This window comes from Clostridium sp. JNZ X4-2 (genome assembly GCF_054889485.1).
This window is the reverse complement of sequence record NZ_CM142685.1, coordinates 384,393-396,102: the sequence shown is the minus strand read 5'-3', so window position 1 is coordinate 396,102 and position 11,710 is coordinate 384,393. Positions and strand designations below refer to the sequence as shown.

The window sequence follows — 11,710 nt, the reverse complement described above, 5'->3', positions numbered from 1 at the left end:
TTTATAAATCATATTATTTAATTTTTTGAAATGCCTCAGCATTGGGTATACATTTAATCCTGTCATATGACTTAAATACATCTGCCATTGAAGGTTTGTACGAACAATTCCTAAGAACACAGTCTATTCTCTCGGTAAATTCATCATCTGACATGTCTTTCATGTAGTCATACCATTGCTCGGATCTTCCTTTGGTCATTTCAAATCCTTTATCCTTAAATTCAATAACTATTTTGTTAACCTCATTTTCAAATACTTTTTTATCTAACATTTTCACCACTCCTTATATTTTTATAGGTCACTAAAATCAAAAGGTTTATAGGAACTTCCATTATCAATATTTGCTTTAAATACATCAGCTATAGAGGGGGCATAAGAACAATTTTTAATAACATAATCTATTTTTTGAGTAAGCTCATCATCTGACATAGTTTTTAAATAGTCATACCATTGTTCTATCCTTTCTTTTGGCATTTTAAACCCTTTATCTCTAAACTCAATAATAAGTTTTAGTAATTCCTTTTTAAATACTTCCTTGTTTAACATATTAAATATTAACTCCCTTCAATATTAAAAATTTTTTAGGTCCTCTATACTGTCATTACTCTTTCTCTTATCAATATAATTATTTTCAAGAACTTTTATAAAATTATTTGGTTTTATAAGCCAATCAAAAGTAATTGTCCATCCATTTTCATTTTGACCTTTTAAGAAACTAGAATTATTAATGTTTTCTATAGCTTGAAATATCTTATTAATGCTATATTCCTTAATACGTGCCTTTAACATTTTATATCTATTGGTATTGTTGTTTATAGTAACAACTTTAGATAGCCCTAATTGATTCCATTTTTCTATTATTTGTTGTACTTCAGCACTACTAACTATATCTTTAGATATAGTATTATTAACCTTACCTAACCTATCCTTACCTAATCTATCCTCGGTATGACATTCGGTTGTCAGTTGGTTGACATTAGGTTGACATTTGGTTGTCAATTTATATACATCATCTTCTAAATGTAACATTGATAATTCTTTTGCAAACCTTGTATTTCGCTTTCTATCAGGTCTGACCCAATTGTTAACTTTCCAATCTGTAATAACTACAACACCATTATTGAAAGGAATTAAATAGTTTTTAGCAATTAATAGCTTTAAATCATCAATACTACAATTAACCATATTTGCAATTTTCTTTGGAGACGAAACAAACCCATCATCATCCGCCCTCATACCTAAATGAAAATATAAGCTTTGTGATGTAGCTGGTAATTCCAAGAACTTGTCTGTATCTACCACATCTAAACTAAATATTCTTCTATTTGCCATATAGTACACCTGCCTTTCTATAGTCATAAATTTTCTTCTCTTCTTTTTTTATTTTTTAAAGTACTAATATGGTATATATATAAAGGGTATACACTTTCGTATACTTCACCCATTATTTAGCAATAAACATAAATCAAATGGTATAAGTCTTGATTTATAAGCAATTAAGCTAACTTAATGTCAATATTTGAAGTATGCACTTTCGTATACTTCAAATACTCTATTTTTACAAATATTAGGCGTTGAAGTATACAGTTTCGTATACTTGAAGTATGCACTTTCGTATACTAGAAATATTTTAACGTGATTTCTTTGCCGCTCTTTTCCATTCATCTTTAATATAAAAATCTTTAGTTCCATATTTTTTCCACATATCATTAAAGCCATATATATTACACTCTCTTGAAGCATAGCCATCCTTTACAACTTTGATAAATCCTAAATCAATTAAATGGTCTATACAATTCATAAATGAAGTCTGATTCATTTTTATAATCCACGTTTGTTTTGCATCTTTACCTAAATATTCATCTTTAGGGATGCTTATATTATCCTTATTACAACTGACCAACATACCTTTTGTATAACTAGCTGTGTATTTTCTAAGCATGTATAAATAAACTTTAATATCATTGCCTTTTAATTCACTCCATGCCTTAGAATCTACCATATCGAAATATAAAGCTATTAACCTACCACCATTACTACTCTGAAAACTTTGATAATTTTGTTTCCCTTTAGACACCTCACCACCTACTTTTTAGCCTTGCTACAGTCTTTATTTTCCACACATCTTATTTGCCCAATCCTGTAACAATTCACGATTTACAAAATACTTACTGCCTATCCTGAATGCAGGAAAATCCTCTCTTTTCAATAGATCCTCGTACATTCTATTGCGGCTTACCCCTAAAAACTCTATGGCCTCTGTAGGGCTTATCAATATAGTCTTTTTCTTTTTATCCTGACTTTCAGATATTTTACATTCTTCCATTAATCTTCATCCTCCCTATCATATTTGCCTGCGGGCCTTATGTCGTAATATTTCATGCCCTGGTCAACTTCCAAATCCAATACATAGGATTGCTCAGCTACTACAGTACCAATTTCTTTGCCATTACCACTAAGGGTTATAAAAATCGTATTCGGTAGATCCTTAATCTTTTCAACTTCTACCCTTGAAACCTTGTCCTTTTTGAGCTGGAAATGATTCACTATTACTTTGCTATTTGCAGGAATATTAAAACTTAGTAGTTCACCTGCCTGAATTTTCTCTACTTCAAAAATATGTTTACTCAATTGCTTCCCTCTCTATCCTACAATCATTGAAGCGCCGACACTTTTTAATGCTCGTACATGAGCTGTCATTTTGAAATTTTCGGATGTGATAAATTTTTATTATCATTTATTATCATTTAATATCAATAATTTGTTCTACATCAACATTTAAAGCCTTGGCCAATTTTCCAATTATTAAAGGTCTAACAGTGCAATCTCCATTAATAATCCTTGATATAGTATTTCTTCCTACTCCTGATTTTTCTTTAAGCTCAGTTGTAGTCATTTCAGATCTTGCAAATTCAAGTAAAAACTTATTATGATTTATTTTAATCAATTCATAATTACCTCCCGTTTTGTTTAGTATATATCTATAATACACCCCGTTTTGTTTAATGTCAACTGTATTTTAAAAATTTCTAAACATTTTGTTTACTTTTACTATATATTGATTATAATTAAAATAGAGGTGATATTATTTGAATATTGGAGAATCTATAAGAAAAATAAGAAAAAGTAAAAGTCTAACAATGAAAGAACTCGGGAATAAAGTTGGACTTTCAGAACAAGGAATTGGAAATTATGAACGTGGAGATAGAAAACCAAATATAGAAATAATAGATAAAATAGCTAAAGCTCTTGAAGTAACTACTGCTGAATTAATAGGAGATGAAAACCAAACTGAATATATTAAATCAATGGCTAAAGAAACTGCAAAAAAAGAAATTGATACTATGTATTCAGTTATTGAGTATGTCAATGAAAATTACACTATGAACAAATACGATTTATCCAAAATAATCAATACCAATGCTTTAGTAGATATTTCAGGCTTAATTAAAGATGTCACTCTCAATAGACTAAGACATTATGGCAATATTAAATCAAGCAATTCTAATAATGATAAAAATAACGACAAATAACCTTGCGTCAAACCTGCTGCACCCTTTTAAACGGGATCAGCCTATGGATTCAATATCCGAAATTTATTGAAAGGAGATAAGAATTATGGTTAATACAGCTAAGAATAAGACTTATACCTACACCGACTACATGAATTACCCTGAAGGTACCAGAATAGAGCTTATAGAAGGCACTATATATGACATGTCCCCTGCACCATCAAGAATACACCAGAGGTTAATTGTAGAGATATCAACCATCTTCAACAATTATATAAAATCCAATAATGGATCATGTGAAGTGGATATAGCACCCTTTGACGTATTTCTCACTGATGATAATAACATTGAAAACTGTAAGAACATTGTTCAGCCTGATATATCCGTAATATGTGACAAGAATAAATTGAATGATAAAGGCTGTGTGGGTACACCAGACTTAATTATTGAGATAGTATCACCCTCTAATCAATCCAATGACTATGTACGTAAGTTGGGCCTATATGAGCATTTTAGAGTACGTGAATACTGGATAGTAAATCCTATGGATAAAAGTATATTGATATACAAACTTGACGATACCATGCATTATGGAGCTCCTAAAGCTTATTCATTTACAGATAAAATAAAAGTTGGGATATATGATGATTTAGAAATTGATTTCAATACTTTAGATGTGTAGGTACTTTATAATATTTGATAGTAACTACAATAAACTAAGGAAAGGAGTAAATCATGGCCAAAACAATTTACAAGAAAAAAGTTAAAAATGGCAGGGAATATTACTTCTATAGATTGAGACATAAAAATCTTAAAAAGCCAAAAGACATATATGGGAGCACTGTAAAGGAACTTGAATCCAAGATAAAAGCTGCTACCAAAGAACTTGACTATGGCATCAACAATAAGGAATTCTTTGGAAATTTTATAATTGACTGGCTCTTTGATGTGCATTTTATAGATATAAAGCCATCCACTAGAGAAAGATATGAAGGTGTATACAGAAATTATATCAAAGATAGTGAAATAACAAATATAAAACTAAAAGATCTCACTTCTAAGGATATACAAGACTATTACAACAAATTATTTAAAAATGGCAAGTCAGTAAATTGCATAAAAAATCTGCACAAATTAATAGCTCCGGCCATCAGATATGCCTATGATAGCAACATGATTATAAAAGATTTCTCCCGGGCAATAGTCCTGCCCAAAGATAATGAAGAAAACAAATTGAATAAGGCTAATGATGTAAAGCCATTTACTCTAGAAGAACAGCAAAAATTCATTGAAGCCATAAAAGGGAATGACCTGGAAGTATTGTTTTTAACTGCACTTAATTCAGGATTGAGGCAGGGTGAATTATTGGCTTTAACCTGGGATGATATTAATTTTGAGGATGATACTATACAAGTAAATAAGACCGTAAAATATATCAGTGATGTGGATAAGAACGGCCGTAAGAATTGCCACATAGCACTGCAGACACCTAAAAGTGAAAATAGTAATAGAATTGTGTCAATACCTATATTTTTGACTAAAAGGCTGCAGCAATACCAATTACGTCAAAGAAAATTAAAATTGAAAATGGCTAATCTATATGAAGATAATAATTTAGTATTCTGCAGTATATACGGTAAATATTTAGATAGTAGCAATGTACGTAAAAGATTTAAAAGAATACTTAATAAGATGGGATTACAAGATAGGAAATTTCATGATCTGAGGCACACTTTTGCTACCAGGTTATTTGAATTGGGTGAAGAACCTAAAACAGTCCAGGAATTACTTGGCCATAGCAATGTATCAACCACATTGGATATTTACACTCATGTACTGGAAGGCATGAAGAAAAAAGCAGCATCCAAATTGAATGATCTGTATAAATTCATGGGGACAAAATAGTTCCTTTTTATTTTTGAAAATCTATAAGGGGCAAAAAAGAGGGCAAATTTTATTTTTAGACAAAATAAAAAACACTGAAAGTCAGTGTTATCAATGGTTTATGGTGCACCCAGGGAGATTCGAACTCCCGGCCTCTGGATTCGAAGTCCATCACTCTATCCAGCTGAGCTATGGGTGCTTATTATATTATTTTTAAAATACAAATGGAGCGGGTGAAGAGAATCGAACTCTCATAACTAGCTTGGAAGGCTAGCACTCTACCATTGAGTTACACCCGCAAATCTGTTATTAATTGATGCATAATCATAATACACATATATTTAGAACATTAATTCTTTATCTGTTGAATTCAAGTGGTCGGGGTGACAGGGATTGAACCTGCGACCTCATGGTCCCAAACCACGCGCGCTCCCATCTGCGCCACACCCCGGCATATATATTAATCATGTGGTGCGCCATCGGGGATTCGAACCCCGGGCAACCTGATTAAGAGTCAGATGCTCTACCAGCTGAGCTAATAGCGCTTATCTGGTGCGTCTTAAGGGATTTGAACCCCCGGCCCACGGCTTAGAAGGCCGTTGCTCTATCCAACTGAGCTAAAGACGCGTATTCCTTGGAGCGGGTGAAGAGAATCGAACTCTCATAACTAGCTTGGAAGGCTAGCACTCTACCATTGAGTTACACCCGCAATATTCCCTACTTCATATTTGGAGCGGAAGACGAGATTCGAACTCGCGACGTTCACCTTGGCAAGGTGACGCTCTACCACTGAGCCACTCCCGCATAATAAAAAAATCCCACATTTATGGTTTGGTGCAGGTGAAGGGATTTGAACCCCCACGCCATAGGCGCTAGATCCTAAGTCTAGTGCGTCTGCCAGTTCCGCCACACCTGCATATATAAAAATAAATACTAGAATTTTACTACATCAAATTTACAATATAAATAAAACTTATATATTGTATTGGTGGCTTACCGGGGAATCGAACCCCGGACACCATGATTAAAAGTCATGTGCTCTACCAACTGAGCTAGTAAACCATTAAATGGCTGGGATGGCAGGATTTGAACCTACGAATGATGGAGTCAAAGTCCATTGCCTTACCACTTGGCTACATCCCAACACTGGGGTGAACGATGGGGTTCGAACCCACGACAACCAGAACCACAATCTGGCGCTCTACCAGCTGAACTACGTCCACCATATTTGGTGCGCCATCGGGGACTCGAACCCCGGGCAACCTGATTAAGAGTCAGATGCTCTACCAACTGAGCTAATGGCGCATATTGGTGCGTCTTAAGGGATTTGAACCCCCGGCCCACGGCTTAGAAGGCCGTTGCTCTATCCAACTGAGCTAAAGACGCACGCTTGGAGCGGGTGAAGAGAATCGAACTCTCATAACTAGCTTGGAAGGCTAGCACTCTACCATTGAGTTACACCCGCACAATTCCTATCATTATATAAGTGAATTTAATATATCATGAATTTATAGATTCCTAAATTAAATTCAAATGGTCGGGGTGACAGGGATTGAACCTGCGACCTCATGGTCCCAAACCACGCGCGCTCCCATCTGCGCTACACCCCGACATTAAAAGCTAATTTCACTTATATTAAAAATCTTTTTAAACTCTTGACGACATAAATTATTCTACACGATATATATGAATTCGTCAATACCTAATTGAAGATTTTTTTTATTTTATTTACACTCCTTTAATTTCAGGGTTTATACTTCCATCCTCCAAACTTATTATTGCCACACTATTAAAACCGTCTCTAGGCACGGATGGACTGCCAGGATTAACAAACCATATTCCATTTTCATAAATTATTTTAGACAGATGTGTATGTCCAAATAAAACTATATCCGCATTTTCCTCCACAGCCTTATATTTCAATCTGGACAGATCATATTTCACATCATACCTGTGCCCATGAGTTATAAAAAACCTTTTACCGCCTATGGTCTCAATTTTTTCACTGGGAACGCCTACCGAAAAATCACAATTTCCCCTTACATTGATAATAGGCCCGGTATAAAACTTTTCTATCTTCAAAACATCCTGAACATTATCTCCCAAATGAATAATCATATCCATATCAGAAAAAACATTTTTAACCCTATCAGCAAACTTCCTGTCTCTATGCGTATCACTTATTACTCCTATCTGCAAACCTTATATCTCCCTCTCTATATATTTTTTTCATTTCTCTCCTTAATTTTTCCAATGCTTTTGCCCTATGACTTATAGAGTTTTTTAATTCAGCAGGCATTTCTCCAAAAGTCATATTATATTCTGGTACATAAAATAGAGGATCGTAGCCAAATTTATTGATTCCTCTTTCTTCTTCACATATTAACCCCTCTGCTTCTCCCTGAACCTGAATTACCTTATTCAAATCTTCTATCAATACAATAGTACATAAAAACTTTGCCTTTCTGCTTTCCCTATCCATATTCTTAAGAAGTTTTAAAAGTTTTTCATTATTTTTTTTGTCATTTCCATGTTCACCTGCAAATCTTGCAGAATGTACTCCTGGTTCTCCATTTAATCCTTTGACCATGAGGCCTGAATCATCTGCCAATACCATGACCTTTTGTTCAAGAAGGCGGTATACGGTTTCGGCCTTCTTATAAGCATTCTCCAAAAATGTAACTCCATCTTCTTCGATATCTATATTCACTCCAACTTCTTTCATGGATAAAACTTCTACAGGACATTTTGAAAATATCTGTTTAATCTCTCTTATCTTATTATGATTATTACTTGCCACTACTAATTTTTTCACTATCTATCACCTGTCCCTATCCACAGGGAATCCATCTTCAAGCTATTTTTTTGGGCATGGATCATATTTTTTATACCTTTTTCTCCTAATATCATAAGTTCACTTAAGTCTTCCTTTGTAAATGGACTTTGTTCTCCTGTACCTTGTATTTCCACAAATTCATTTGAATCTGTCATCACTATATTCATATCTACTTTGGCTCTTGAATCCTCCAAATAACATAAATCCAACATTCTTACATCATTTACAATTCCCACACTTATGGCACTTACAAAATCTCTTATTGGATAAACCTTAAAAGGAGATCTTTTATGAAGTCTATTTACTGCATCCACCAGCGATACAAATGCTCCGGATATAGAAGCTGTTCTAGTGCCTCCATCTGCCTGAATCACATCACAATCAATCCATATGGTTTTTTCACCTATAGCTTTCAAATCCACTACAGATCTAAGAGCTCTGCCAATAAGCCTCTGTATTTCCATAGTCCTGCCATCAATTTTCCCTCTGGTTATATCCCTTACCTTCCTGACCTGAGTGGCCCTGGGAAGCATATTATATTCACAGGTAATCCAGCCTTCCCCTCTTCCCTTTAAAAAAGGAGGAACCTTATCCTCTATGGATGCAGTACATATTACCTTTGTATCCCCAGTTTCCATCAGTACAGATCCCTCCGCATATTTTGTATAATTTCTTGTTATTTTTATAGGCCTAATTTGATCATTTTTTCTACCGTCAACTCGCATATTTTACCTCCAGAATCAAAACTATATTTTAATAAACTAATTATACATCAATTATTTTAATTTTTCCTCCAATATAAATAATTCGTCACTTTTAGGAGGCATTACCTTTCGTTCCTTTTCACCGGAAACCAGAATACATTCTTTTTTAGTAACTTTTCCTATAACACTTGCCTTAATACCGCTGCACTTTAACATATCAACTAATCCACTTCCATTCTCAGTGGTTATAAGCATACTTCCAGAGGAAATAAACCTTAAGGGATCTATGGAATATTCATCACATATTTTTTTAGTTATATTAGTAAGCGGTATTTTATCTTCATATACTTTAAAGCCAACTTTGCTTGCTTCAGCTACTTCCCAAAGTGCCCCTAAAAGGCCTCCTTCAGTTATATCATGCATGGAATTCACTCCAAATTTCCCGGATAACACCCCTTCTTTAACTACACTTATATGCTTTATATAATCCTTTGCTTCATTTATTTCTTCAAGTGTAAGTATGCCCTTAAGCTTTTTCTCAAAATCATTAACTGCAATGCTGGTTCCCTCCAGGCACAAATACTTTGTTACTACTATATCATCATTTTCTTTTGCCCCTGAAGTGGATACGGCTTTGCCTTTATCCCCTTTCCCTATTGCAGTGCAGGAAATAACCATTTTGTTGACTGCTTTAGTTACTTCTGTATGTCCACCTAATATTTCTACATTCAGCTTACCTGCCTCCAGGCTTATTTCTCTCATAACTCTATTTATATCTTCCAAACAGCAATTCTCAGGAGCAAGAATTGTAACTAAAATTCCCACTGGTTCAACTCCACAGGATGCTATATCATTACAGTTTATATGTACTGCAAGTACACCGCTATTTAAATCAGCACCCGTAATAGGATCCGTAGAAACGATACATTCTTTGTCTCCAAAATTTATTACACTGCAGTCCTCTCCTATACCGCTTCTTATTCTAACATCCTTTCTCTCAACTGTTCTATTTTTATCTATTATTGCTTTTAAATCATTCCAATCCAATTTTCCGATTTTCATAAAATTTCTTCCTTTCTAAAATAAATAAGCACTATTTTACATCCTATTTCATATTATTTATATAGGGATTAATTTATGGTAGGTGTAAATATTTTGAAATATATAGGGCCTTTTTTAAAAATCAATAAAATAAAACCTATTGATGTTAAACAACAGTTATTTTATTTTTCAAAAGAATCTTTAAAAGATATTGTACTACACTCAAAATGTGGAATTTCCACTTCAGCCAGCAGAATAGGCTCCAAAAATATATCTAATTTTGATATTAACACATTTAAAGATCTTTCTCCACTTTTATGTATTTATAGAAAAGCAAATCCTATTCTTATAAATATGGATAATAAGTTATGCTGGAACGACGATAAATTCAAAAAAGAAATAAACATAGACAGCAACGCATTTATGACCTTGTGTCTTATGGAACTTTCAGATTACTACAATTCTTTTCACAACATAGATAAAAATAAATACAATTTGGGAAAACTGTATATCTCTTTATGTAAAAAGCAGCTGGAGTTTTATGCATCTTACTTCAGAAACACTGAAGGTGTATTTATAGATAAGAAATGTGAGGCCGGATCAAATACAGCTGAGGTTAAATTTACAGACAAAGATAAAAAATTCAAATTCTCATCTCAGGCACTGTTAATGGCTGCATACTATAAATGCAATACTTTAACTGAGGATGAGAGTAAAGAAGATTTCAAAAATTTTTCATTTGACATCTTAAATATGCTTATTGATTCTAAAAATGATTTATATGAATTATCTTTTGAAGAACTTACAAAATTATGTTTTGCACTAAATATATTTTATAGCTATTCCAAAGATGATAAATGCAAGGATCTAATACTTGATATATCGGAACTCCTGTTTGAAAAATTTTATCATATGAATTCCCAGTGCAATATGGCAAAAGAAGTGGATGTAGAAAACGACTCATTAAATTATATAAACTTTATCATGATATATAAATATACAAATTTTATAAAATATAAAGACAATGCAAACCTTATATTTGAAAGACTTTTAAAACTTTATGATTCGGAAAAGGGGCTTTTTATAAAAAATACCTCTAAAAAAAATATTGAATTTACATGCTTGGAAGTTATGTTATATCTTATGGTTTTTTTGATAAATACAGAAATGTATAATAACAGGGATAAAAACAGTTTAATAGCATTGGACATATTCAACCATCAGCTTATAGATTCAGGTATAATTTTAAGCTGGCCTGAGGCTCCTGATCTGAATAATGTGGAACGATATAAAAATTTTTCTCTTAAATCAGAGGATTTAATAGATGAACAAAGTTTCAGAACAACTTCCATTCCTTCTCCTGAAGTCTGTGAAATAGCCCCTGTTTTTTGCAAATATGTGACTTACAGCATGAAAAAGCAAAAATTTAAATCTGTAAAAACTTCCTTTGACACATACAAAAACATGTTTTCATTCTTTATTATACTGCACTTTTTACAACCTAAAATACCATCATTATTCCAAGGATAAATTTCTTACCTTTAGGATATAATAATATCACTCCAGTACAAGCATTTTATCGTTGATTTTAAAGCTCATTCTGATTCTTACAAGGAAGGTGATAGGCAATGATGGATATTAATTGTTCTGAAAAATGTATACATGAAAGGAATGGAAAATGCACCTTGAATCGTATTAATACTATTACAAACTTTTCATCCCTACAAACAAAC

The 11,710-nt window shown here is 33.0% G+C and carries 15 protein-coding genes and 15 tRNA genes; 4 read left to right on the top strand and 26 right to left on the bottom strand.

From position 1 onward, the window contains the following. Window positions 1–13: 13 nt before the first annotated feature. The 7 genes from ACYUJ6_RS02065 to ACYUJ6_RS02035 form a co-directional block, all read right to left on the bottom strand. On the bottom strand, window positions 14–271 hold the full coding sequence (locus ACYUJ6_RS02065; RefSeq protein ID WP_461844222.1) for a hypothetical protein: 258 nt from the start codon (window positions 269–271) through the stop codon (window positions 14–16). Between the two features lie 20 nt (window positions 272–291). Continuing rightward, window positions 292–546 carry a hypothetical protein gene (locus ACYUJ6_RS02060; RefSeq protein ID WP_461844221.1) on the bottom strand — a complete coding sequence of 85 codons (255 nt, stop codon included), beginning with the start codon at window positions 544–546 and terminating at the stop codon, window positions 292–294. 24 nt (window positions 547–570) lie between these two features. Further along, a complete protein-coding gene (locus ACYUJ6_RS02055) occupies window positions 571–1,332 on the bottom strand; it encodes a hypothetical protein (protein ID WP_461844220.1) in 762 nt (253 codons plus the stop codon). A 298-nt stretch (window positions 1,333–1,630) separates the two neighbouring features. Then, window positions 1,631–2,077, bottom strand: coding sequence for a hypothetical protein (locus ACYUJ6_RS02050; RefSeq protein WP_461844219.1), 447 nt, complete (start codon window positions 2,075–2,077; stop codon window positions 1,631–1,633). Between the two features lie 33 nt (window positions 2,078–2,110). Beyond that, entirely contained in the window at window positions 2,111–2,326 is a 216-nt protein-coding gene (locus tag ACYUJ6_RS02045) for a helix-turn-helix domain-containing protein (protein ID WP_461844218.1), read from the bottom strand. After that, entirely contained in the window at window positions 2,326–2,631 is a 306-nt protein-coding gene (locus tag ACYUJ6_RS02040; protein WP_461844217.1) for a hypothetical protein, read from the bottom strand. Before ACYUJ6_RS02040 ends, ACYUJ6_RS02045 begins: the two co-directional genes overlap by 1 nt. 112 nt (window positions 2,632–2,743) lie before the next feature. Then, the gene (locus ACYUJ6_RS02035) at window positions 2,744–2,947 is read right to left on the bottom strand and encodes a helix-turn-helix domain-containing protein (RefSeq protein ID WP_461844216.1); all 204 of its coding nucleotides are present in this window, start codon (window positions 2,945–2,947) and stop codon (window positions 2,744–2,746) included. A gap of 142 nt (window positions 2,948–3,089) precedes the next feature. Here ACYUJ6_RS02035 and ACYUJ6_RS02030 point away from each other — a divergent pair, with 142 nt between their 5' ends. From ACYUJ6_RS02030 to ACYUJ6_RS02020, 3 genes are all read left to right on the top strand, one after another. Continuing rightward, window positions 3,090–3,533 (top strand): helix-turn-helix domain-containing protein, encoded by a 444-nt coding sequence (locus ACYUJ6_RS02030; protein ID WP_461844215.1) that lies wholly within the window; start codon window positions 3,090–3,092, stop codon window positions 3,531–3,533. A gap of 85 nt (window positions 3,534–3,618) precedes the next feature. Continuing rightward, window positions 3,619–4,194, top strand: coding sequence for a Uma2 family endonuclease (locus ACYUJ6_RS02025; protein WP_461844214.1), 576 nt, complete (start codon window positions 3,619–3,621; stop codon window positions 4,192–4,194). Window positions 4,195–4,247: 53 nt separating this feature from the next. Continuing rightward, on the top strand, window positions 4,248–5,417 hold the full coding sequence (locus ACYUJ6_RS02020; protein ID WP_461844213.1) for a tyrosine-type recombinase/integrase: 1,170 nt from the start codon (window positions 4,248–4,250) through the stop codon (window positions 5,415–5,417). Between the two features lie 101 nt (window positions 5,418–5,518). On the opposite strand, the gene ACYUJ6_RS02015 is transcribed toward ACYUJ6_RS02020, so the two are convergent. The 19 genes from ACYUJ6_RS02015 to ACYUJ6_RS01925 form a co-directional block, all read right to left on the bottom strand. After that, a tRNA-Arg gene (locus ACYUJ6_RS02015) sits at window positions 5,519–5,595 on the bottom strand. Between the two features lie 26 nt (window positions 5,596–5,621). Beyond that, window positions 5,622–5,695, bottom strand: a tRNA-Gly gene (locus tag ACYUJ6_RS02010). A gap of 76 nt (window positions 5,696–5,771) precedes the next feature. Next, window positions 5,772–5,847 (bottom strand) — tRNA-Pro (locus ACYUJ6_RS02005). An 18-nt stretch (window positions 5,848–5,865) separates the two neighbouring features. Continuing rightward, window positions 5,866–5,941, bottom strand: a tRNA-Lys gene (locus ACYUJ6_RS02000). 5 nt (window positions 5,942–5,946) lie between these two features. Then, window positions 5,947–6,023: transfer RNA gene (locus ACYUJ6_RS01995), tRNA-Arg, on the bottom strand. Between the two features lie 8 nt (window positions 6,024–6,031). Then, window positions 6,032–6,105 (bottom strand) — tRNA-Gly (locus ACYUJ6_RS01990). Window positions 6,106–6,125: 20 nt separating this feature from the next. Further along, window positions 6,126–6,200, bottom strand: a tRNA-Gly gene (locus tag ACYUJ6_RS01985). A 28-nt stretch (window positions 6,201–6,228) separates the two neighbouring features. Then, window positions 6,229–6,312 (bottom strand) — tRNA-Leu (locus tag ACYUJ6_RS01980). A gap of 70 nt (window positions 6,313–6,382) precedes the next feature. After that, window positions 6,383–6,458: transfer RNA gene (locus ACYUJ6_RS01975), tRNA-Lys, on the bottom strand. Window positions 6,459–6,464: 6 nt separating this feature from the next. Further along, window positions 6,465–6,539: transfer RNA gene (locus tag ACYUJ6_RS01970), tRNA-Gln, on the bottom strand. Window positions 6,540–6,543: 4 nt separating this feature from the next. Beyond that, a tRNA-His gene (locus tag ACYUJ6_RS01965) sits at window positions 6,544–6,619 on the bottom strand. 6 nt (window positions 6,620–6,625) lie between these two features. After that, window positions 6,626–6,701 (bottom strand) — tRNA-Lys (locus ACYUJ6_RS01960). A 4-nt stretch (window positions 6,702–6,705) separates the two neighbouring features. Beyond that, window positions 6,706–6,782, bottom strand: a tRNA-Arg gene (locus tag ACYUJ6_RS01955). Window positions 6,783–6,787: 5 nt separating this feature from the next. Next, window positions 6,788–6,861, bottom strand: a tRNA-Gly gene (locus ACYUJ6_RS01950). Between the two features lie 69 nt (window positions 6,862–6,930). Beyond that, window positions 6,931–7,006, bottom strand: a tRNA-Pro gene (locus ACYUJ6_RS01945). Between the two features lie 118 nt (window positions 7,007–7,124). Further along, on the bottom strand, window positions 7,125–7,595 hold the full coding sequence (locus ACYUJ6_RS01940) for a metallophosphoesterase (RefSeq protein WP_461844212.1): 471 nt from the start codon (window positions 7,593–7,595) through the stop codon (window positions 7,125–7,127). Beyond that, window positions 7,573–8,211: an XTP/dITP diphosphatase gene (locus ACYUJ6_RS01935; protein WP_461844211.1), complete on the bottom strand. Its 639-nt coding sequence runs from the start codon at window positions 8,209–8,211 to the stop codon at window positions 7,573–7,575. The genes ACYUJ6_RS01940 and ACYUJ6_RS01935 overlap by 23 nt, the downstream gene beginning before the upstream one ends. Then, on the bottom strand, window positions 8,211–8,957 hold the full coding sequence (gene rph, locus ACYUJ6_RS01930) for a ribonuclease PH (protein ID WP_461844210.1): 747 nt from the start codon (window positions 8,955–8,957) through the stop codon (window positions 8,211–8,213). The genes ACYUJ6_RS01935 and rph overlap by 1 nt, the downstream gene beginning before the upstream one ends. Window positions 8,958–9,008: 51 nt before the next feature. After that, window positions 9,009–9,998 (bottom strand): AIR synthase family protein, encoded by a 990-nt coding sequence (locus ACYUJ6_RS01925; RefSeq protein ID WP_461844209.1) that lies wholly within the window; start codon window positions 9,996–9,998, stop codon window positions 9,009–9,011. 93 nt (window positions 9,999–10,091) lie between these two features. Here ACYUJ6_RS01925 and ACYUJ6_RS01920 point away from each other — a divergent pair, with 93 nt between their 5' ends. After that, entirely contained in the window at window positions 10,092–11,507 is a 1,416-nt protein-coding gene (locus ACYUJ6_RS01920) for a hypothetical protein (protein ID WP_461844208.1), read from the top strand. Window positions 11,508–11,710: the final 203 nt, after the last annotated feature.